The following is a 20,475-nucleotide window of genomic DNA, read 5'->3' as shown; positions in this document are numbered from 1 at the left end:
ACCCCGGGTGGTCGCACTCTCCTTTCGCCGGATGGACTTCGTTGAACACCCGTGGCCACATGCGACGCCCCTTACGTTCCCGGCCCTCATTCGGATTGAATTGTCATATTTTCTACACTTTCGCCAGTTTCCCAACCGCTCGCCAGAGCCGCATGTTGACGGTCCGAACGATGTACGGGCTCCGTCTGCCCGGAGTACGGCCACCTCCGGACGGGTGCCGCCACCTGGCTCCACGGTCGGGAGCACCCCTCGACGTCGGGTAGAGTTATCCAGGTCAGCAGGCGCCGCTAGCTCAGTTGGTTAGAGCAGCTGACTCTTAATCAGCGGGTCCGGGGTTCGAGTCCCTGGCGGCGCACGACCAGGAAGGCCCCTCGCGAAAGCGAGGGGCCTTTTTGTGTTCCGTCGCGCCGGAGGACACCACTGGTCGGCGACACCGGGAGACCCTCGACGCGGCGCGGTCCAGGATGATCGATCAGCGGACGATCACCGACCCGTAAGGGAACACATCATCCACATCCGTACACACAGCTGACCACACTCGCACCAAACAACGCCAACAAGCATCTCAATGAGCCGGTATGACCGGTAAACACCGTGTTTCGCATCTTGCGATCATGGCGGACGCCGTAGAACCCTGGGCTCCAAGGAATCGCCGCTGCGGGGCAGTTGGCGGTCCGGACCGGTTGCGCCGCGCGGGGATGGGGGCCTCGCCTGACGGATGCCGAGGGGGGCTTCGCTGCAACCGGAAGGTCGGGTTTTCGTGCCGGTATGGGGGAAAGACGCACCGTGACGCCAACCCGCCACTGACCCGTCCGCCTTGGTCGACGCAGGACCACTGCGGGCGAAAGACCGACGAACACGCGCCGCTGTGCGCGCGGGGGGACAACTCATGACGCCGACGGGCGCCCGGCCGAACTTCGACCCGTCAGAGACGACCCAGTTCAGGAGGCCATCGCACCACACCGGCCACACCGGCACCTTCCGCCGGATACGCAGGACGCTGCCGAGATACGACTACGAGCACTACAGCAGGCTGGCAGGACCTCTCACCCAGCCGGACCCGGCCAAGCCGTACAAAGTCCAGTACCGCTCATTACTCTCCCAGGAACCGCACCGCATCCGCGCCGCCCTCATGCTGGGTGCGGCGCCACTGCTGTCGCTGGTCCTGTTCGCCTGGCTGCTCCAGCCCGAACACTGGACCGAACGCGACCACCCCACCTACAGCTTCCTGCCGGCCCTCGACATCGTGATGCTCGTCTCGATCGGTCTGATCGAGTTCTTCCGCTGCATGAACGTGCTGTCGAACGCGCACGCGACGCTGGTCGCCCGTGACCCGATCCCGGTGGTGCCCGAGACCGGCACAAGAGTCGCCTTCATCACCACCTATGTCCCGGGCAAGGAACCGCTGTCGATGGTGACGAAGACCCTGAAGGCCGCCGTCAGGCTGCGCCACCGGGGCCTTCTGCACGTGTGGCTCCTCGACGAGGGCGACGATCAGGAGGTCAAGGCGGTCTGCGAGCGCCTGGGCGTGCATCACTTCAGCCGCAAGGGCGTCGCGCAGTGGAACCAGCCGAAGGGCCCGCACCGCGCCAAGACGAAGCACGGCAACTACAACGCCTGGCTCCAGGAGCACGGCGACGAGTACGACTACTTCGCCTCCGTCGACACCGACCACGTACCGCTGCCCAACTACCTGGAGCGGATGCTGGGCTTCTTCCGCGACCCGGACGTCGGCTTCGTCATCGGTCCGCAGGTCTACGGCAACTACGACACCTTCGTCACCAAGGCCGCCGAGTCACAGCAGTTCCTCTTCCACGCGCTGATCCAGCGGGCCGGCAACCGCTACGGCGCCCCGATGTTCGTCGGCACCTCCAACGCCGTACGGATCAAGGCGCTCAAGCAGATCGGCGGTCTGTACGACTCGATCACCGAGGACATGGCGACCGGCTTCGAGATGCACCGCCACAGGAACCCGGTCACCGGCAGGAAGTGGAAGTCGGTCTACACCCCGGACGTTCTCGCGGTCGGCGAGGGCCCCAGCGCCTGGACGGACTTCTTCACCCAGCAACTGCGCTGGTCGCGAGGCACCTACGAGACGATCCTCAAGCAGTACTGGAAGGGCTTCTTCTCGCTGCCGCCGGGCAAGCTCTTCAACTACACCATGATGATCATCTTCTACCCGATGTCCGCCCTCAACTGGATCCTGGCCGCGCTGAGCTGCGCGCTGTTCCTGGGCCTCGGCGCCTCGGGCGTGAACATCGACCCGACGGTCTGGCTGATGCTGTACGGCAACGCGTCGGCGCTGCAGATCGGCCTGTACATCTGGAACCGCCGGCACAACGTCTCCCCGCACGAGCCGGAGGGCTCCGGCGGTGTGGCGGGCATGGTGATGTCGGCGCTGTCCGCGCCGGTCTACGCCCGCTCGCTGATGGACGCCGTGCTGCGCCGCAAGAGCAAGTTCGTGGTGACTCCCAAGGGCGATTCGACGAGTCCCGACACGCTGCTGGGGACCTTCCGGATCCATCTGTTCTTCATTCTGGTCTTCGGTGGATCGATCGTCGCCGGCTTCCTCCTCGGTCACTCCCACCCCGCGATGGTCACCTGGGCCGTGTTCGCCCTGCTGATCACGGCTTCGCCCGTCTTCGTGTGGCGCTGGGCGCTGCGGCAGGAGAAGAAGAAGCCGGCCGCCACGGACGAGCCACGGGCGGCGGCGCTGCCACAGCAGACCGCGGGCGTGCACGCTCCGGGCCGGCAGCCCTCCTGGGCTGGACAGGAGGGCACTGACCAGACCATGCAGATCGTCCTTGGGGGACACAAGAAATGAAAGACCTGGCCGGCCGCCGTCGTGCCCGCCGTTTCGCGTTGGGCACGGCGGTGGTCCTCGCTCTGGCCGCGATGAACGGGCCGTGGCTGTACCGCTTCGGGACCGAGCGATATCACCAGTACACGATCAACAAGCCCGAGTACAAAGCGAAGAACGGGCATTGGGACCTTCTCGAGTTCCCCGAGGAGTACCGGCAGGACACGATCCATGCGGCGCTTCTGCACACCGGCAAAGTGCTGCTGGTCGCCGGCTCGGGCAACAACCAGGACAACTTCGACAAGAAGCAGTTCGACACCCGGATCTGGGACCCGGTCAAGGGCACGATCAAGAAGATCCCCACGCCCAGCGATCTGTTCTGCACCGGCCACACCCAGTTGGCCAACGGCAACCTGCTGATCGCGGGCGGCACCAAGCGGTACGAGAAGCTGAAGGGTGACGTCACCAAGGCCGGCGGTCTGATGATCGTCCACAACGAGAACCCGGACAAGCCGATCACGGTGCCCGCGGGGACGAAGTTCATCGGCAAGGCGAACGGCAAGACCTTCGTCTCCAAGGACCCGGTCCTGGTGCCACGGGCGAAGAAGGTGTTCGCCGGTACCGGCAAGTGGATGCGCAACGACCCCGGCGTCGGCCGCATCTACGTCGAGGCGCAACAAAGCGGCCAGAAGTACGAGACCGGCACCCAGGACAACTACCGGGTGCAGGGCCTCACGGGCGCCGACGCACGTAACACGTACGGCATCGCCAACAAACTCGGCCTCGACAAGAAGGACTTCCAGGGCATCCGGGACGCCTTCGAGTTCGATCCGGTCGCCGAGAAGTACATCAAGGTCGACCCGATGAAGGAAGCCCGCTGGTATCCGACGCTCACCACCCTGAGCGACGGCAAGATCCTCAGCGTCTCCGGACTCGATGACATCGGGCAGTTGGTCCCGGGCAAGAACGAGATCTTCGACCCGAAGACGAAGACGTGGACGTACACCTCGAAGATCCGGCAGTTCCCGACCTACCCGGCGCTGTTCCTGATGCAGAACGGCAAGATCTTCTACTCCGGCTCCAACGCGGGCTACGGTCCGGACGACGTGGGCCGCGACCCCGGCATCTGGGACGTGGACAGCAACAGGTTCACCAAGCTGCCCGGCCTCAGCGATCCGGACAAGCTGGAGACCTCCGGCACCGTGCTGCTGCCGCCCGCGCAGGACGAGAAGTTCCTGGTGCTCGGCGGCGGCGGGGTCGGTGAGTCCAAGCTGTCCACCAACAAGACGCGGCTGATCGACCTCAAGGCACCGAACCCGCACTTCGTGGACGGCCCCGCCCTGGGGAAGGGCACCCGCTACCCGCAGTCCTCGATCCTCCCCGACGACACCGTGCTGGTCTCCGGCGGCTCCGAGGACTACCGCGGCCGCAGCGACTCCAACATCCACCAGGCGCGGCTCTACCACCCGGACAGCAAGACGTTCCAGCGGGTGGCCGATCCGCTGGTGGGTCGCAACTACCACTCCGGTTCGATCCTGCTGCCCGACGGCCGTGTGCTGTTCTTCGGCTCCGACTCGCTGTACGGCGACAAGGCCAACACCAAGCCGGGCACGTTCGAGCAGCGCCTCGAGATCTACACACCGCCGTATCTGTACCGGGATTCCCGGCCCTCCCTGTCGGGCGGCCCGCAGACCATCGCGCGGGGCGCGTCGGGCACGTTCACATCGCAGCACGCGTCGGTGATCAAGAAGGTGCGGCTGATCCGGCCGAGCGCGTCCACGCACGTCACGGACGTCGACCAGCGCTCGATCGCCCTGGACTTCACCACCAAGGGGGACAAGGTCACGGTGACCGTGCCGAAGAACCGCAACCTCGTCCAGTCCGGCTGGTACATGCTCTTCGCGGACGACGACCAGGGCACGCCGAGCAAGGCGCAGTGGGTCAGGGTGCCGTAGGTCCCCGTCCGGTGCCCCGGCAGCGCGTCCACCGCGGAGGGCACCCCTGTTCTGTGCGGAGGGCTACGCTCCCGCCCCCGCGAGCCCGAGCGCGTACGACGTCCACCACTCGCCGGCCTTCGGTCCCCCCTTGCAGGTGCCGTCCGACTCCCCGGGGCGCTTGACCCACAGGTAGGCCTCCACCAGTGGGTCCGCCGTGTGCGTCGTCGGGGCCTCGCCCAGCGCCCGGCCCGGCGGGTTGCACCAGCGCTGACGTGGATCGCCCGCCGTGTACGGGCCGTTGCCGTTGCGGCTCGTGTCGATCACGAAGTGCTTTCCGCCGACCTTCGCCGACAACTGCTTGCCGTACGCGATCGAGTCCTGCGTCGAGTAGAAGTTGGAGACGTTCACCGCGAAGCCGTCCGCCTGTGCGACGCCGGCCCGCTGGAGCGGCTCGAAGATCTGGTCGGGGTGCTGCCAGCCAGGGTTGCCCGCGTCCAGGTACACCTTGGTGTTCGGCAGCGCCTTGAGCTTGGCGATCGCGCCCTTGAGCAGGTCGTACCGCTCCTCGTGGAACTCGTCCGGGGTGCATCCGTCCACCATGTGCAGCACCCCGTCCGGCTCCAGGATCACCGTCGCGTGCCGGTTCCCGATGCCCCGTGCCACGCCGTCGATCCACGTGCGGTACGCGTTGCCGTCCGCCGCGCCGCCCTGCGAGAACTGCCCGCAGTCGCGGTGCGGGATGTCGTAGAGGACGAGGATCGCGGTCCGGTCCGCCTTCTCGGCGGCCTCGGTGAATCCCTGCGCCTCCGCCTCGGGGTTCTCCGGACCGATCCACTCCCCCGTCGGCTGCTGGGCGATCTTTCTGATGCGGTCCGCCTCGGTCTTCTTCCCGGCTTTCTCCAACGCGGCGACCTGCCGTGCCGCGTTCCCGTCCGGGTTGACCCAGAACGGGTCGGAGTCCTTCGGCCGCTGGGTGATCGCGGCGCCTGCGTCGTCCTTGCCGTCCCCGCCCCCGGAGGAGGAACAACCGGCCAGCAACAGCGCGGCCCCCACCGCGGCCATGGCGGCCCGAGCCCGTCCACCCGTCGTTTTGTACATCCAACTCCCCTTTGGGTGCACCGCTTTATGGCTCAAGCCTGACATAACTTCCCCACCGCCCACGAGTTCTCCGGCCCTTTTCGGCGAGCTGTTACAGCCCGCCTCCCGGCGGCGGTCACGGTCCCCGCCGCCTCACCGACCTGCCGGGACAGCACGACTGGTGCCTCGGCAGGCACCAGGGCCTGTATGGAGTTGTGATCTGGGCTCGCGGGGCGTGGCACGCACGCTCGCCGCGTTGCCGGAATGCCCTCGTAGCGCCGCTACGAGGGCATTCCGGCGCCTTGCGATCGCACGCACCACGCCCCGCTCCCTGATCCAGATCACAACTCCATACAGGCCCTAGCCCGTCAGATACGCCGACACGACCACGTTCGCCGAGTACGCGTGGCTCGCCCGGTCGTAGGTGCCGCCGCAGGTGATCAGCCGTAGCTCGGCGCGGCCCGGTTGCCGTGGCCCGTAGGCCCGCCGGGCGTCGAAGCCGTCGCGAGGGAGGACCTGGACGTCCTCGACGGTGAACTCGGCGACGCGGTTGTCGTCTCGGACCACCCGCACCGTGGCACCCGGCCGCAGCGTGCTGAGCTTGTAGAAGACCCCGGGTCCGGTCCGGGTGTCGACGTGCCCGACGAACAGCGCGGTGCCGGCCGCCCCGGGTTTCGCCCCGGCCGCGTACCACCCGACCGTGCCCGGCTGGTCGAAGGGCGGCGGCTCGATCGCGCCCCGCGGGTCCAGGCCGCGCGCGACGACCGGTGCGCGCACCCCTATGACGGGGATGTCGAGGCGCCTCGGCGCGGACTGCCCCAACGGCTCGGCGGTGGGCGGCGGTTCGGCGTCCGAGGGCCGGCCGGCGGCGGCCATGTCGCCGGTGGCCGGTGCAAAGACGCCCTCGCGTACGCCGGTCACCTCACGGCCCCACACCCACAGCCCGAGCAGCAGAACCGCCCAGACGACACCCATCACCAGGCGCCCGGTGCCATAGGAACATTCACGCTCGGACACGGTTCACTCCTTGCCGCGGCCTCGACGGATACTCCGGACGGCGACCACGACGGCGGCGACGCTCGCGAGGACGAGGCCGATGACCGCCTGCCGGATGCCAGGTCCGCTACTCCGGGCCTCGCCGGACTCCGGCGCCTGCCCCGCGGTACCGCCGCCGCCCGCACGCACCGGCGCGACGGGCGAGGAGGGGGCGTTCGGCGGGGAGAGGTGGAGCCGGGGGGAGGGGGTGCTGGGCGCCGCCGGGCGGGCCGGTCCGGTCGGGGCGTGCGGAGCGGCCGGGCCCGTCGGCGCGTGCGGTGCGGACGCCGTCGGCTCGCCGACGGTGACGACGCCCTTGACCTCGTGCCCGCCGCAGCCGACCGTGACGCCGTACCTGCCCGGGGTCAGCGACGAGCGGACCCGGGCGTCGCCGGTCAGCATGCCCTCCTTGCCGGCGAGCCGCGCGTCCGTGGCGAACGCGTCCGACACCGCGGTGCCGGTCGTGCCGGAACATCCCCGCACGGCCAGCCGGACATCACTGCCGGGGGCCGGTGACGCCGGGGTCAGGGAGACATCCCTCGCGTCCGTCGTGTGCCCCGCGCGGCCGAGGACGGCCGCTATGACGGCGATGGCACAGAGCGTAAGCCGTAGTGAACCCATCGTGAACCTCCCGTTACCAGGAGACTCCACCTGCGGACACTCCGGCGCATCCGGACGGGACCCCCGACTACTCCGTACGGGGGCGGTTCCTGCGCCGTACAGGCAGCGGAGGCACCCTTTCGTCCAGACAGGCGTCGGGCCGGGCCGGGCGTCAGACGAGGTCGACGAGGTCCGCGATCGAGTTCACGACGTGGGAGGGGCGGAACGGGAACCGGTCGACGTCCTCCCGCGCGGTCAGTCCGGTGAGCACCAGGAACGTCTGCATCCCCGCTTCCATGCCCGCCAGGACGTCGGTGTCCATCCGGTCGCCGATCATCGCGCTGGTCTCGGAGTGCGCCTTGAGCGTGTTCAGCCCGGTGCGCATCATCAACGGGTTGGGCTTGCCCGCGAAGTACGGCTTCTTGCCGGTCGCCTTGGTGATCAGTGCCGCGACCGCACCGGTCGCGGGTAGCGGGCCCTGCGCGGACGGGCCGGTCTCGTCGGGGTTGGTGCAGATGAACCGGGCCCCGTCCTTGATCAGCCGGACGGCCTTGGTCATGGCCTCGAAGGAGTAGGTGCGGGTCTCGCCGAGGACGACGTAGTCGGGCTCGTGGTCGGTCAGGACGTAGCCGATGTCGTGCAGCGCCGTGGTCAGGCCGGCCTCGCCGAGAACGTACGCGGTGCCGCCGGGCCGCTGGTCGTCCAGGAACTGGGCGGTGGAAAGCGCAGAGGTCCAGATGTTCTCCACCGGCACGTCCAGCCCCATGCGGGTCAGGCGTGCGTGCAGGTCACGCGGGGTGTAGATCGAGTTGTTGGTGAGCACCAGGAAGGGCTTGCCGGACTCGCGCAGCCTCTTGAGGAAGGCGTCGGCACCGGGGATCGGGACGCCCTCGTGGATCAGCACACCGTCCATGTCGGTGAGCCAGGACTCGATGGGCCTGCGATCTGCCATCTGGGATCTCCTGCCGTACGCATGGGGGAACCGGGAACGCCACAACAACCGGGGAAGCCGCACCACTGGTGCGCGCCCGAGCCCCAGCGTAATCAGCACGGCCCGGCCGTGATCCCGCGGGCGCCGGATATGCGGGAGATCTCAGTGGCGTCCGCGACGCAGCAGGAACGGGGAGCCGGCCACGAGCACGCCGCCCGCCACCATGAGCAGCCCACCGATCACCGCGTCGAGGCGGTGCGCCGTCTGCCGCCCGCCCTCGGCCAGTGGCTGCGTGGACGGGCTGTGCCGCGGGGTGGGCGACGGCGTCACCGGTTCCTTGCGCTTCGGTTCGCCCGTCTTCCGCCCCTCCTCCTTCCGCGCGTCCTCCTTCGGTGCGTCGGCGGCGCCGGCCTTGGCGACGATCCGGAACCGGTAGTCGTTCGACTCGCCGACCCAGCCCCCGTCGTTCCCGCGCCGCTGCACGATCGCGGCGTTCGCCACGACGTCGTTGCGCCGGGCGTCGGAGGAGAGCGCGAGCCGTACCTTCACGGTGAGCGTTCGCCCGGGGGCCACGGTGAAGCCGGGGAAGCCGTCGTCGAAGGCGCCGACGAGCTCGCTCCGGTCGGTGCGCCGGAGGGCGACCGGGTGCGCGCGGTCTCCCTCGAAGAACTCCAGCTTGGGCTGCTCGGCCGTCAGCACGCGCCGGGTGTCGACCAGGACGATCACCGGGTGGATGTGGGCGCAGGTGTGCGCGGTCGTGTTCTTGAGGTCGATGAACCAACTGTGCTCGGCGCCACCGGCCTTGTATCGGTCGGGGCCGCCGTGGATGCGTGTGGTGAGCGGGAAGGCGTTGCCGGTGGCGGCGGCACAGGTGGGCTGCGGGCCGGCCGGCAGCGCTGCGACGGATGCGTGCAGGAAGAGGACGACGGCGGCCAGGGCGCAGGCCAGGAACAGGGGCAGCCGAGGCAGCAGAACGGTGCGGGGCAGCCGTGACAGGTGAGACAGGTGGGACGAGCAAGGCAGGCGAAAAATTCGAGGCGGTCGCATGAAAATATGACCGACCATGGGTGGCGGCCCCCTGCGCACGCCACGCCCTGAGGGCCGTAGTCGGCGGCCCAAGTCCCCTCGATCAGCGCAGTGGGATCGACGTCGGGGAACCCGGTGACTCACTTTGCCAACCGGGTTGCGAAAGTAGAGCCATGACTGGCACAGCCACTGGTACTGGCACCCCCCTCCGTGTGGGCCTCGTCGGCTACGGCCTCGCGGGCTCCGTCTTCCACGCCCCGCTGATCGCCGCCACCGAGGGTCTCGTCCTGGACACGGTGGTCACTTCCAACGCCGAGCGGCAGGAGCAGGCCCGCGCCGAGTTCCCGGACGTGCGCCTCGCCGCCACCGCCGAGGAGCTGTGGTCCCGGGCCGGTGAGCTGGACCTGGTCGTCGTCGCCTCCCCGAACAAGACGCACGTCCCCCTCGCGACGGCCGCGCTCGAGGCGGGCCTGCCGGTCGTGGTCGACAAGCCGGTCGCGGGAACGGCCGCCGAGGCGCGGGCGCTCGCGGCTCTGGCCGAGGAGCGCGGCCTGCTGCTGTCCGTCTTCCAGAACCGCCGCTGGGACAACGACTTCCTGACCGTGCGGGGGCTGCTGGCCGAGGGCGGGCTCGGTGAGGTCTGGCGCTTCGAGTCCCGTTTCGAGCGCTGGCGTCCACAGCCCAAGGGTGGCTGGCGCGAGTCCGGGGACCCCGCGGAGATCGGCGGTCTGCTGTACGACCTCGGAAGCCATGTCGTCGACCAGGCGCTCGTGCTCTTCGGCCCCGCGGCCAGTGTGTACGCCGAGTCGGACGTCCGCCGTCCGGGCGCGCAGGCGGACGACGACACGTTCATCGCGCTCACGCACATCAGCGGCGTCCGCTCCCACCTGTATGTCTCCGCGACGACCTCGCAACTCGGCCCGCGTTTCAGGGTGCTGGGCTCTGGGGCGGGCTATGTGAAGTACGGCCTCGACCCGCAGGAGGCGGCGCTGCGCGAGGGCGGGCGCCCCGGCCCCGGCTGGGGCGAAGAGCCCGAGGCGCTGTGGGGCCGTGTGGGCGCCGGGGAGTCCCCGCTGACCGGCGGCGGAGTCCCCGTACCGACCGTCCCCGGCGACTACCCGGCGTACTACGCGGCGATCGCGAAGGCCCTGCGCGAGGGCGGCCCGAACCCGGTCACCGCGCACGAGGCCGCCGCGGCCCTGGAGGTCCTCGAAGCGGCCCGGCGCTCGGCGCGTGAGGGCGTGACCGTGACGCTGTGACCGCTCTCAGCGGTACAGCACGGCCCGCTCGACCGCGCTCCACGTCGTACTGGTCACCACGTACAGCGCGGCGGCCAGCGGCATCACCGCCACGGTGACCAGCGTGAAGAAGGAGAAGAACGGCATGACCTTGGTGACCGCACCGAGGCCGGGCACCTGCTCGCCGTCGCCGGCCGGGGCCGGGGTCATGGCCGTCATCCGCTTCGTACGCCGGTAGGTGAAGGTGGCGACGGCCGCGACGAGCGCGAACAGCCCGAGGTAGACGAGCCCCGCCGCTCCGAAGAGCCCGCCATGACCGAGCGCGTCGGCCCACCGGTCGCCGAGCGGTGCGGCGAACAGCGTGTGCGTGAGCAGGTCGTTGCTCTCGCCGCCGATCGTCGTGCTGGAGAACAGGTGGTAGAGCAGGAAGAAGGCGGGCATCTGGAGGAGGGCGGGAAGGCAGCCGGACAGCGGGGAGACCTTTTCCTCCGCGTGCAGTTCGAGGATCGCCTTGTTGAGCTTCTCCGGGTTCTTGGCGTGCTTCCTGCGCAACTCGGTGATCTTCGGCTGCAGTTGGGCGCGCGCCTGTTGTCCGCGGGCCGAGGCCCGGGACAGCGGGTGGACGAGGAGGCGTACGAGCGCGGTGAACAGGACGATCGCGGCGGCCGCCGCGGAGGCGTGGAAGAGCGGCTGAAGCAGTTCGGCCAGCCGCTCGACCAGGCCTGCGAACGCGGACAGGAACATGGACATGGGTGAGCCCTCCGGGGGTCTCGTCGTGCCGGGTCGGTGAAGGTGTCGGCATGACGACCCGCGTTGGGGCCACACGGGCGGTACGGGGGGTACGGGGCTGTACGCGCACGTACGGCGAACGTACGGCGGTGCGTACGGCGTTGCGTACGGAAGAGGACCGGGTGTGTGGCCTACGCGGCGGTCGCCGGAAGGGCACGCCCGGGCGCCCGCGGTCGGCTGCGGCCCGGGGCGTCGGGGTCCCGTTGCGGCAGGAACGCGGTGCGCTGCGCACGGTCACGCAGGGCCGTGCGCACCCGGGTCGGCGGCACGGCGGGCACGCTGCGCGCGGCGATCAGCGCACAGACGGCGAGGGCGGAGCCGACCGCGGCGGTCGCGGCGAAGGCGACGGCGGCGGTGAGGCTGCCGGTGTCGAGGACGGCGGCCTGAAGGATCAGGAGCAGCAGCACGGCGGCGGGCCGCAGGTTCGTCCAGGACTGGATCACCGCTGCCCTCCCTCAGGTAATTGCCTTGTCGTACTTCACCGTTATACAGGATCGGCCACTGTCCACGATCGGCCACCGCCCGGGTCGACCACGGTCGGGAGGGGCGCTCCCGGGCCGTACCCCCGTCCAGAGGCGATCACTGCGCGGGTTCGGCCTCGATCGGCGTCAGCAGCCGCTTCGGCCTGAGCAGCGCCCGGCTCACCGGGTCGGCCGGGTCCGGGTCGAGTCCGGGGCCCGGCAGCATGTCGATCTCCGGGACGGGGACGACGGTTCCGCAGGCGGGACATTCGCCGTACGGCCCGAGTTCCTTCTCCGTCCCGCAGGTCGCGTGCCGGAACGCGCGCAACTGCGCCGTGGTGAAGTGTTCGCGCCCCCACAGGCCGAGCGAGCGCAGGACCGGCCACAGCGCGATGCCGCGGTCGGTGAGGACGTACTCGTCCCGGGGCGGCGCCTCCTGGTAGCGGCGCTTCTCCAGGAGCCCCTCGGTGGTGAGGGTCTGGAGGCGGGCGGCGAGGACGGCGCGCGGGATGCCGAGGTGGACGAGGAAGTCGTTGTAACGCCGTACGCCGTAGAACGCGTCGCGCACGACGAGCAGTGTCCACCGCTCGCCGACGACCTCCAGCGCGCGGGCGATCGAGCACTCCTGCGTCGCGTAGTCCTTACCGAGAGCCATGACCCCCACTGTAGCTGCGTCCGGACGCTTTAGTTCAGTGATCGAACCGACTTTTACTGCTCTTGGTTCATCGATCGAACCAAGGCTGCTACGGTCACTCCCGTCGAAGGTTCAGTAACTGAACCTTCGCGTGAGTCGCCGACGATCGATCGGTCGATCAGTCGGTCCGCCCGTCCCCGAACCGACCCGTCCCGACCCCTCCCGTCCCGTCCCGCCCCGGAAGGGCAGGCCATGCCACAGTTGGAACGCACCGCGGAAACCGTCGCCGCCCCCGCCGCCCCCAAGACCCCGCGGGCGGCCCCCACCCTCGCCCTGACCAGCGCGGCCACCGCCATGGCGCTGATGAACTACACCGCGCCGATGGTCGTACTCCCCGACACCGCCGCCGCCCTGCACACCCCGGTCTCCGCGCAAGCCTGGCTCCTCAACGGCACCCCCCTGGGCCTGGCCGCCCTGCTGCTGGTGGCCGGCAGTCTCGCCGACGACTACGGCCGCCGTCGGATCTTCCTGGCCGGCACCGTCGCCCTCGGCGTGACCACCGCGCTGGGTGCGCTCGCGACCACGACATGGCTCTTCACCCTGGCCCGCATCGCGCAGGGCGCGGCGAGCGCGGCGATCCTCGCCAGCAGCCTCGGTCTCCTGGTGCACGCCTTCCCGACCGCGCGCGGCCGACTGCACGCGACCGGGGTGTGGGGCGCGTTCGTCAGCGGCGGCATCGCGGTGGGGCCGCTGGTCGCCGGGGCGATGCCCACCTGGCGGGTGGCGTACGGGGTTCTGGGCGCCGCGACGCTGGTGGTCGCGGCCCTGTCGGCGGGCGCCCTGACGGAGTCCCGCGCACCCCGCGGCGGCCGACCGGACCTGGCCGGCGCCACCGTCTTCAGCCTCGCCCTCGTCTCCCTGGTGGCGGCGCTGACCCTGGGCCGCGACGGCTGGCTGCGCGCGCCGGTGGCCGAACTGTTCGCGGCTGCGGTGGCCCTGGTCGCGGTCTTCACCCTGATCGAACGCCGCGCCCGCACCCCGATGATCGACCTGGCCCTGCTGCGCCGCCCGCGCTTTTTGGGTTCCGCGGCCGGCGGCCTGTTCACGGGCCTGGCGGTGATCGGCCTCTTCAGCTTCCTGCCGGCCCTGCTCCAGCGGACGCTGGGCCTCACGCCGATGAACACGGCGTGGCTGCTGCTGCTCTGGTCCGGGCTGTCCTTCACGGTCGCGCTCCAGGCGAAGCGACTGGCGGGCCGTATCTCACCGCGTCGCCAACTGGCCGCCGGCTTCGCGCTCCACGCGGTGGGTGTGCTGACCATGCTGGGCGCGACCGGCGCGCACTCCTGGACCCGACTCCTGCCCGGCCTGCTGATCGGGGGCGTCGGCAGCGGCCTGCTGAACGCCGCGCTCCCGCTGGTCGCCGTGGACTCGGTCCCCACCCAGCGGGCGGCGATGGGCTCGGGCGCCCAGCAGACGTTCCGCTACATCGGCTCGTGCGCGGGCGTGGCCCTCACGATCGCCCTGGTGACATCGGGCGGCTCACCGGCCCACGGGGCGAACATCGCCCTTATCGTCTCGGCCGGGCTGGCGCTGGTGGGTGCGATCGGGGTGCTGGCGCTGCGGGAACGGGCGTGACGGTCGTCCCGAAGCCGGGTCGGCCTCTGCTCGGGCAGCGTGCCCCGCGAGCGCTGGACACACTGCCCGAGCAGGGCGCACCGGTCACATGGCCGCTCAGGCAGAATCACCTCACCGGTGTCTGCAGCATGAGTGGCCCGATCGGCGACGGGACGCCGGAGTTCGGCTGCTCAGCGGCCGCACGGCCCCTCACGCCTCGCGGGCGGCCGGGTAGTCGGGCCCGATCGCCGTTCGCCTGCCCGGGCCACGGGTCACCGGGTGCGGTAGGCGTCGACGATGGTCTGGGTGAGGGTGTTCCCGCCGGTGTCGGTCAGGTTCGCGCGCAAGGAGACGCCGGTGCCCGCCTTCGGGTTGCGGATCGTGACGGCGCCGTTCTCGACCGGGACCTGGGTCCACGAGGCGCCGCCGTTCACGGATACCGAGACCGCCAGCGAGCGCACTCGTCCGTGCGAGCCGGCACCCAGCACGGTGACGGGGACACGGAGTGTCGAGTTCGCCGCCGCCGTGCCGGTAGCGCTGAGCGCGGGCGAGAACCGCACGACGCTCACCGGCATCGAGGTCGGACTGGTCACTGTGCCCGAAGTGAAGGTCCACGACGCGGTCACGCGGGTTGCGGCGCCGGGGGCGCCGGTGCGATTCACCGTGCTGGTGAGCCGGTATGCCGCGCGCCCCTGCGGCACGGTGAACTTGGCCTTTCCGGGGGTGCCGGTCTTTGTCCCGACGAGCACGCCGTTGCGGTGCAGAGTGGTCGAGGCCGACGCGTACGTCGGTGACGACGGCACGTGGCCACCGCCGTCGGCGAGCAGCGGGACATCGACATTGAGGCTGTTGCCGTCACGTACGACGCCGGGACGGCCGGTGAGGAGGGGACCGAAGACGGCGTTGTCGAAGGTGTGCGTGACCTTGCCCCCGGCGCGCACGGCAATGCGGTCGGCGGAGTAGCGGTTGGGTGCCTTGCCGGGCGCACCGGGGACCGCGTAGCTGACGTCCCAGGTGCCGCGTCCGGGTGTCACGAAGTAGGTGGCCGTGCCGGGGGTCGCCAGGGTCCGGGCGACTCCGACGGTCGGTCCGACGGTCGGTTGCAGGTCGAAGGACGCTTTCCCTGTGGTGCCCGGCCGGGCCGCGCCGCGGATCTGCAAGGTGGCCAGGTCCTTCGTGGCAGGGTGACGGGTGAGCCCGGTCAGGGCGCGGGGGCCGGTGAAGGTGTAGCCGAGCGCGTAGCCGCCCTTGTCGGTCGTCCAGTACGAGTCGAACCACTGCTTCACCGAACCGGGTTCGGCGTCGGGGCCTAGGTGTGCGACGCGCAGTTTCGACGAGGAGGTGATCAGGTTGGTCTCGCGGACGGCGCCGCCCTGCGTGACCCGGACGAACATCGCGCCGTGCTGGAAACCCGCGGAGTGGTCGGGCGGCTGTACGTCGACGGGGGCGGTGGTCCGCGCGTCGATGGTGATGGTGGTGTCGCGGTTGAGGTCGAGGCGCGGTTGGACGATCCAGTCCGTGCCGTCCGCGCCGTCACCGGTGCTCAGGGAACTGTCCAGCAGGTACCGGCCCTGGGGAAGACGCACGGTGGTCGTGCCGGAAGCGTCGTACGGGTGGGCGACCTTGTCGGCGCCCGCGCCGGAGATTCCGGTGACGTTGGTGGCGTAGGACCCGGTCAAATGGCCCGCGCGGTCGAGGTGCTTGATCGTGAGGGTGTACGTCTTGGGCGTCGCGGCGAAGGCGGCGGCGTCCCATACGGCTGTCGTGCTGCCAACCAGGGCGACGGCGACAGCCAGATTCCGGAGGATGCTCCGGCGAGGTACGGAAGAAGTGCTCATGACCTGTACTGCACTGCCGGGCGCCGGAGTTCCTGTGTTCCACATCACTCCGGGTGCGGGGTCGCGACCTTGGGCGACAGGCGTGGTGCACGTCACTGGAACCGGTGCGACGGAAGCGGCAGAGCAGAGTGTGGAATCACTCATGAGGAAACGCTTCCGCCGCGGAGACCGCGACGCCTTGGGAGAGCTGTACGACGAGCACGCACAAGTGCTGTACCGCTATGCCCTGCGCGTCACGGGCGACTGGGCGGAGGCCGAGGACGTCGTCTCGGCGACCTTCCTGGAGGCGTGGCGCGGCCGGGAGAAGCTGCACCCCGAGGGGGACAGTCTGCGCCCGTGGTTGCTGGGAATCGCCACGAACATCATGCGCGGCAACGCACGCGCACGCCGACGCCGCGAGATCGCACTCGCCCGCATCCCGGAACGCGGCTCGGTTCCGGACTTCGCCGACGATCTCGTCACGCACCTCGCGGACGCGGAGAAACTGCGCGCCGCGCACACCGCACTCGCCCGCCTGCGGCGCCGCGACCGTGAGGTCTTCACCCTCGTGGTGTGGGCCGGCCTGGACTACGCGGCCGCGGCCAAGGCACTCGGCGTACCGATCGGCACCGTCCGGTCCCGCCTGTCCCGCGCCCGCACCCGGCTGCGCGAGCTTGCCGACGCCGAAACCCGGGCCACACGCTCGCAGGCTCCGCAGGCCCGAGCCGAACGGACGCCCGCGACGCACAGCGGGGAACCCTCCAGCGCCCCCGACAAGCCAGTACCGGACCGCGTCCCCGCGGCCCGGTGGTCGATCCAGGAGAACCACGGATGAACACCACCCCGCGGCGCCGTACGGACCACCGGTCCGAGGAGACCGAACGCCTCGGCCTCGCAGACCTGCTGCCCCCGCCACCGGTCCCGGGCCTGGGTCCCGACCGTGAACTGCGGTTGAAGGAAGCACTGTTGCGTAACGCCACCCTTGCCGAACCGACCGGTCGCGTCACCACCCGGGCCTCGCGCCCGCGCCGGCGACTGCTCCAGGTCATGGTGCCGGCCGTCGCCTGCGCCTTGGTGGTCTGCGGCGTCGTGGCAGCGAACCTCACGGACACACCGGGGCGCGGCACTACCGCGGTCACGGGTGGCGGCGCCCCGCGTACGCCCGAAGCGACGCAACTCCTCGACCGCATCGCACTCGCCGCCGCCGAGACGAAGCAACCGGCCGTCCGTTCCGGCCAGTTCGTGTACGTCGAGAGCAAGGTCGCCTACGCCGGGCAGAGCGCCGCAGGAGGCTCGATCACCATGCCTCCCGTGCACACGCGGCAGGTGTGGCTGTCCGCCGACGGCAGTCGCCCCGGCCTGCTGCGCGAGGCGGGCCGGCCCGACACCCCGCTCGGCGCCGACGCGCCGGTCCACACCCTCGACGGCCCAGGGGCGACGCCCCGCCCGAGCAGCCTGGGCAAGCAGGGCCCCTCGATCGACGACCCGACCTACGAGTACGTCGCGTCGCTGCCCACCGACCCTGACGCCCTGCTGAAGCTGATCCGGAACGAGACCCGCGGACAGGGCCAGGACCCGGACCAGCGAGCATTCACCGCGATCGGCGACCTGCTGGCCGAGACCTGGGCACCACCGCAGGTCAGCTCCGCGCTTTACAAGGCCGCCGCGAAGATCCCCGGGGTCACGGTGATCCATGCCGCAGCCGACGCCACGGGGCGCGAAGGCGTTGCCGTCGCCCGTACGGCACACGGGCAGCAGACGCAGTGGATCTTCGACCGGACCACGTACGCGTTCCTCGGCGAACGATCGGTCCTCACCGAAGCCGGCGACGCAGGCCCGGCCGGGACCGTTGTCGGCACCTCCGCCGTCCTCACCAAGGCCGCGGTCGACCGCGCCGGCGTGACTCCCGCGCCGACGACGACGTAGCGCGGCAGCCACGCGCACCGGCCGCCCCGGAGCGCGGTCCCACCGGGGCGGCCGATGAGCCGCGCGCCTGCGACGGTTCGCGGCCGTCCGCCCATCCTGTGCGGGCCGCCGTCGTCCGCTCGGCACTGCTCCTGTGATGACCCCCGCTGCGCCGGGCCAGGTGTCGGCCGGCACACGAGGCCGACGGGTCGCGCCCCGTTCCCTGGCAGGCACCCCGGTGTGACCGCCCCCTCAGCCCCCTCCCGCACCCCTGGCCTGCGAATCTCTCTCCTTTGTCGGTCGGCGACGACTACGGCCGCCGCCGGATCTTCCTGGCCGGCACCGTCGCCCTGGGCGTGACCACCGCGCTGGGTGCGCTCGCGACCGACCACGACATGGCTCTTCACTCTGGCCCGCATCGCGCAGGGCGCGGCGAGCGCGGCGATCCTCGCCAGCAGCCTCGGCCTCCTGGTGCACGCCTTCCCGACCGCGCGCGGCCGACTGCACGCGGCTCAGCCGACCCCGGGCCCTTCCTCCTCCGGAGGTGCGCCTCGGCCGATCGTCATGGACCACCGCACGGCCGAGGGCGCCTCCACGGACACCACCCCACTGCGGTCCGCCCCTGTCACGGCGATCTGGTTGTAGTCGGTGCTGACCTCGCCGGTGAGGCATTTCTGCGAGAAGGAAGTGTGCACGGACGACACGACGACTTTGATCTTCCCCTGCCCCTGACAACGCGCGGCCACGATGAGCGCGTCGCCCTTCTTGCCCTTTCCGTACGGGAAGGAAGCGTTCCCGCGGGTCTCCTTCTGACGGCCGGCGAGCGTTTCGGCGCTGTCCAGCTCCGGCGGTTTCCGCACGGAGGGCTCGATGGTGCCGGGGGTGGTCACCGCTACTGTCGGTACGGGCAGGGTCGAGCGTGTGGGCTGGACGGTGCGCTCGGTGCCGGAGGTCTCCGTCGTGCAGGCGGCGAGCGACAAGCTCAGCGCGCCAATGGCGATACCCAGTCTTGCGAAGGTTTGGCGAGACATGTCAGTTCCCCCCAGATGGCCAGCCGATATGGGCGGCGTGCAGCCGAATCATCCCAGCGCGCGGCGGGGAACCACAGCTTCCCGCGGCTTTCCTGAGCAAGAACTGAGGTACCCGCCGGAGCCCGTCGTCGGCTCCCGTCACGGAGACCGTCGCACGCGGGGGCTCTCCCCCGCGCCCCGGCGGACCGCCCGGGTGCCACGGGCACAAGAGACCTGAGAGACCCCCTCCCCTGCCCCTGGCCTGCGAATCTCTCTCCTTTGTCGGTCGGCGGCAGTACGGTGTCACCCATGCGCCCCGACACGCCTGCCGAGAACGTCGACCACAACGCCGAAGCGGCACGCCTGGAGCGGACTGCCGGCCTGTACCCCGCGGACGCGGAGCACCTGCTGCTCCAGGCCGCGGCCCACCGCGAACTGGCCGACGACCGTCCCGGCGCGACCGCGCTGTACGACCACCTGCTCTCGTCCTCCGAGCCGTTGGAGAACCCCCACCTCGTACGCGCCCTGAAGGCGTCGAACCTGTGGGAGTACGACCACGAGGCGGAGGCACGAGCGATCATCGACGGCATCCGCGCGGCCTCCCCTCGCCACCCGGCCCCCTGGGTGATCGTGGCGGAGTCCCTGGAGTCGCACGACGAGCTGGAGGCGGCGGAAGAAACGTTCACGGAGGGGCTGAGGCTCCTGCTAGGCGACACCTGGGAAGCCCCGCACTCCACGCACACGCTCCTCTACGGCCGCCACCGGGTCCGCCGCATGCTGGCCGCCCCCCACGACGACTGGGACATGCTGGCGGACACCCTTCACTCCTCCCCGGTCTCCCTGGACGAGCTCCACGACCCGAAGCGCATCTGGTCCCTGGGCTCGAGCAACCCGACGGAGCTGAAGGCGGAGATCAGCCGCCTGCGAGCAGAACTGGGCGCATACCGGGAAGCCCTGTCCCGCCCGTTCCCGGTGGCGGTCCTGCACTGGCCGGCCCCCGAACTGACGGAGCTGGTGTCGGCGTACCCGTCACTGGCCGCCGAGTACCCCTCCCACGAGGAGCACCTGGCGACGATAGAGGCCTCCATGAGAGAACTGGCGACCTCGGGCACCCCCAACCTGGGCATCGTCACGGGCACGGTCCCGTCGTACGAGGCCTTCGCGGCATCGGAGAGCTCGTCACCGACGGACGTCTCACTGCTGCCTCAGTACGCGACGACGCTGGCAGCGCGGGGGCGGGCTGTGGCTTGGCCGCCGGAGAGGGGGGATGGGTGTTGGTGTGGGTCGGGGCGGGCTTATGGGAAGTGCCACGGCGTAAAGGCGTAAGCCCCACTCAGGCATAGGCGGTTCCGAAGGTTGGCCTCGGCCTACCACCAGATGTCGTTTGGAGGGCTTGGGCCAACTCCGCAGGCCGGGACCAGGCAGTCGGGGGCCACGAGTGGCCCAAACCCTCCAATTTCGGCGGCTGTCCGAAAACGATCACCTTTCGTCCCACGACCTTCGGTTGTCAGTGAACGCTGCTAGAACAGATCCGTATCGGCGCGCGAGATCGCGCGGGGGCGCACCATGAGGGATCGAAGGAGCAGTCGTGGCGGAAGCGG

At 70.4% G+C, this 20,475-nt stretch carries 17 protein-coding genes, 1 tRNA gene and 1 pseudogene; 9 read left to right on the top strand and 10 right to left on the bottom strand.

Features of this window, described 5'->3' with window-relative positions; genetic code table 11:
• Positions 1–281: 281 nt before the first annotated feature.
• The 3 genes from ACWDEX_RS26935 to ACWDEX_RS26925 all read left to right on the top strand — a co-directional run bounded on the left by ACWDEX_RS26935 (position 282) and on the right by ACWDEX_RS26925 (position 4,755).
• A tRNA-Lys gene (locus tag ACWDEX_RS26935) sits at positions 282–355 on the top strand.
• Between the two features lie 534 nt (positions 356–889).
• Positions 890–2,824 (top strand): glycosyltransferase family 2 protein, encoded by a 1,935-nt coding sequence (locus tag ACWDEX_RS26930; protein ID WP_450466705.1) that lies wholly within the window; start codon positions 890–892, stop codon positions 2,822–2,824.
• Complete coding sequence (locus ACWDEX_RS26925; protein ID WP_450466703.1) at positions 2,821–4,755, top strand: galactose oxidase-like domain-containing protein; 1,935 nt, start codon at positions 2,821–2,823, stop codon at positions 4,753–4,755. The genes ACWDEX_RS26930 and ACWDEX_RS26925 overlap by 4 nt, the downstream gene beginning before the upstream one ends.
• Before the next feature lie 63 nt (positions 4,756–4,818).
• Here ACWDEX_RS26925 and ACWDEX_RS26920 read toward each other — a convergent pair whose 3' ends face one another.
• From ACWDEX_RS26920 to ACWDEX_RS26900, 5 genes are all read right to left on the bottom strand, one after another.
• Positions 4,819–5,835: a glycoside hydrolase family 6 protein gene (locus tag ACWDEX_RS26920; protein ID WP_450466702.1), complete on the bottom strand. Its 1,017-nt coding sequence runs from the start codon at positions 5,833–5,835 to the stop codon at positions 4,819–4,821.
• A gap of 339 nt (positions 5,836–6,174) precedes the next feature.
• Complete coding sequence (locus tag ACWDEX_RS26915) at positions 6,175–6,831, bottom strand: class F sortase (protein WP_450466700.1); 657 nt, start codon at positions 6,829–6,831, stop codon at positions 6,175–6,177.
• A gap of 3 nt (positions 6,832–6,834) precedes the next feature.
• Complete coding sequence (locus tag ACWDEX_RS26910) at positions 6,835–7,470, bottom strand: hypothetical protein (protein ID WP_450466698.1); 636 nt, start codon at positions 7,468–7,470, stop codon at positions 6,835–6,837.
• A 151-nt stretch (positions 7,471–7,621) separates the two neighbouring features.
• Entirely contained in the window at positions 7,622–8,401 is a 780-nt protein-coding gene (locus tag ACWDEX_RS26905; protein ID WP_450466696.1) for an HAD-IIA family hydrolase, read from the bottom strand.
• 141 nt (positions 8,402–8,542) lie between these two features.
• On the bottom strand, positions 8,543–9,427 hold the full coding sequence (locus tag ACWDEX_RS26900; protein WP_450466694.1) for a hypothetical protein: 885 nt from the start codon (positions 9,425–9,427) through the stop codon (positions 8,543–8,545).
• Positions 9,428–9,579: 152 nt separating this feature from the next.
• Between ACWDEX_RS26900 and ACWDEX_RS26895 the strand changes: the two genes are divergently transcribed.
• Entirely contained in the window at positions 9,580–10,665 is a 1,086-nt protein-coding gene (locus tag ACWDEX_RS26895) for a Gfo/Idh/MocA family oxidoreductase (RefSeq protein WP_450466692.1), read from the top strand.
• Positions 10,666–10,671: 6 nt separating this feature from the next.
• Here ACWDEX_RS26895 and ACWDEX_RS26890 read toward each other — a convergent pair whose 3' ends face one another.
• The 3 genes from ACWDEX_RS26890 to ACWDEX_RS26880 form a co-directional block, all read right to left on the bottom strand.
• Entirely contained in the window at positions 10,672–11,394 is a 723-nt protein-coding gene (locus ACWDEX_RS26890; protein ID WP_450466690.1) for a YidC/Oxa1 family membrane protein insertase, read from the bottom strand.
• A gap of 170 nt (positions 11,395–11,564) precedes the next feature.
• Positions 11,565–11,876: a DUF6412 domain-containing protein gene (locus tag ACWDEX_RS26885; RefSeq protein WP_450466689.1), complete on the bottom strand. Its 312-nt coding sequence runs from the start codon at positions 11,874–11,876 to the stop codon at positions 11,565–11,567.
• A 136-nt stretch (positions 11,877–12,012) separates the two neighbouring features.
• The gene (locus ACWDEX_RS26880; protein ID WP_450466688.1) at positions 12,013–12,549 is read right to left on the bottom strand and encodes a winged helix-turn-helix transcriptional regulator; all 537 of its coding nucleotides are present in this window, start codon (positions 12,547–12,549) and stop codon (positions 12,013–12,015) included.
• 231 nt (positions 12,550–12,780) lie between these two features.
• On the opposite strand from ACWDEX_RS26880, the gene ACWDEX_RS26875 reads away from it, so the two are divergent.
• Entirely contained in the window at positions 12,781–14,163 is a 1,383-nt protein-coding gene (locus ACWDEX_RS26875; protein ID WP_450466687.1) for an MFS transporter, read from the top strand.
• Between the two features lie 251 nt (positions 14,164–14,414).
• On the opposite strand, the gene ACWDEX_RS26870 is transcribed toward ACWDEX_RS26875, so the two are convergent.
• Positions 14,415–15,980 carry a serine protease gene (locus ACWDEX_RS26870; RefSeq protein WP_450466686.1) on the bottom strand — a complete coding sequence of 522 codons (1,566 nt, stop codon included), beginning with the start codon at positions 15,978–15,980 and terminating at the stop codon, positions 14,415–14,417.
• Between the two features lie 142 nt (positions 15,981–16,122).
• Between ACWDEX_RS26870 and ACWDEX_RS26865 the strand changes: the two genes are divergently transcribed.
• The 3 genes and pseudogenes from ACWDEX_RS26865 to ACWDEX_RS26855 all read left to right on the top strand — a co-directional run.
• Entirely contained in the window at positions 16,123–16,794 is a 672-nt protein-coding gene (locus tag ACWDEX_RS26865; RefSeq protein WP_450466684.1) for an RNA polymerase sigma factor, read from the top strand.
• On the top strand, positions 16,791–17,885 hold the full coding sequence (locus ACWDEX_RS26860; protein ID WP_450466683.1) for a CU044_5270 family protein: 1,095 nt from the start codon (positions 16,791–16,793) through the stop codon (positions 17,883–17,885). The genes ACWDEX_RS26865 and ACWDEX_RS26860 overlap by 4 nt, the downstream gene beginning before the upstream one ends.
• Before the next feature lie 146 nt (positions 17,886–18,031).
• Positions 18,032–18,428: pseudogene (locus ACWDEX_RS26855) on the top strand (MFS transporter); the annotation flags it as partial.
• Here ACWDEX_RS26855 and ACWDEX_RS26850 read toward each other — a convergent pair.
• Positions 18,377–18,895 carry a hypothetical protein gene (locus ACWDEX_RS26850; RefSeq protein WP_450466682.1) on the bottom strand — a complete coding sequence of 173 codons (519 nt, stop codon included), beginning with the start codon at positions 18,893–18,895 and terminating at the stop codon, positions 18,377–18,379. The pseudogene ACWDEX_RS26855 and the gene ACWDEX_RS26850 overlap by 52 nt on opposite strands.
• 288 nt (positions 18,896–19,183) lie before the next feature.
• Between ACWDEX_RS26850 and ACWDEX_RS26845 the strand changes: the two genes are divergently transcribed.
• Positions 19,184–20,200, top strand: a complete 1,017-nt coding sequence (locus ACWDEX_RS26845) for an SEC-C domain-containing protein (RefSeq protein ID WP_450466681.1) — start codon at positions 19,184–19,186, stop codon at positions 20,198–20,200.
• Positions 20,201–20,475: the final 275 nt, after the last annotated feature.

It is taken from the genome of Streptomyces sp. NPDC001020 (assembly GCF_053599115.1).
The sequence above is the reverse complement of the archived record's forward strand: the minus strand, read 5'-3'. Positions and strand labels throughout refer to the sequence as shown.

Excerpts from the sequence above, each read along its gene's own strand:
- ACWDEX_RS26875 (WP_450466687.1), top strand. The coding sequence starts at position 12,781 with ATGCCACAGTTGGAACGCACCGCGGAAACCGTCGCCGCCCCCGCCGCC.
- ACWDEX_RS26920 (WP_450466702.1), bottom strand. The coding sequence starts at position 5,835 with ATGTACAAAACGACGGGTGGACGGGCTCGGGCCGCCATGGCCGCGGTG.
- ACWDEX_RS26925 (WP_450466703.1), top strand. The coding sequence starts at position 2,821 with ATGAAAGACCTGGCCGGCCGCCGTCGTGCCCGCCGTTTCGCGTTGGGC.
- ACWDEX_RS26850 (WP_450466682.1), bottom strand. The coding sequence starts at position 18,895 with ATGTCTCGCCAAACCTTCGCAAGACTGGGTATCGCCATTGGCGCGCTG.
- ACWDEX_RS26870 (WP_450466686.1), bottom strand. The coding sequence starts at position 15,980 with ATGAGCACTTCTTCCGTACCTCGCCGGAGCATCCTCCGGAATCTGGCT.
- ACWDEX_RS26895 (WP_450466692.1), top strand. The coding sequence starts at position 9,580 with ATGACTGGCACAGCCACTGGTACTGGCACCCCCCTCCGTGTGGGCCTC.
- ACWDEX_RS26905 (WP_450466696.1), bottom strand. The coding sequence starts at position 8,401 with ATGGCAGATCGCAGGCCCATCGAGTCCTGGCTCACCGACATGGACGGT.
- ACWDEX_RS26930 (WP_450466705.1), top strand. The coding sequence starts at position 890 with ATGACGCCGACGGGCGCCCGGCCGAACTTCGACCCGTCAGAGACGACC.
- ACWDEX_RS26910 (WP_450466698.1), bottom strand. The coding sequence starts at position 7,470 with ATGGGTTCACTACGGCTTACGCTCTGTGCCATCGCCGTCATAGCGGCC.
- ACWDEX_RS26845 (WP_450466681.1), top strand. The coding sequence starts at position 19,184 with ATGCGCCCCGACACGCCTGCCGAGAACGTCGACCACAACGCCGAAGCG.
- ACWDEX_RS26880 (WP_450466688.1), bottom strand. The coding sequence starts at position 12,549 with ATGGCTCTCGGTAAGGACTACGCGACGCAGGAGTGCTCGATCGCCCGC.
- ACWDEX_RS26865 (WP_450466684.1), top strand. The coding sequence starts at position 16,123 with ATGAGGAAACGCTTCCGCCGCGGAGACCGCGACGCCTTGGGAGAGCTG.
- ACWDEX_RS26900 (WP_450466694.1), bottom strand. The coding sequence starts at position 9,427 with ATGCGACCGCCTCGAATTTTTCGCCTGCCTTGCTCGTCCCACCTGTCT.
- ACWDEX_RS26890 (WP_450466690.1), bottom strand. The coding sequence starts at position 11,394 with ATGTCCATGTTCCTGTCCGCGTTCGCAGGCCTGGTCGAGCGGCTGGCC.
- ACWDEX_RS26860 (WP_450466683.1), top strand. The coding sequence starts at position 16,791 with ATGAACACCACCCCGCGGCGCCGTACGGACCACCGGTCCGAGGAGACC.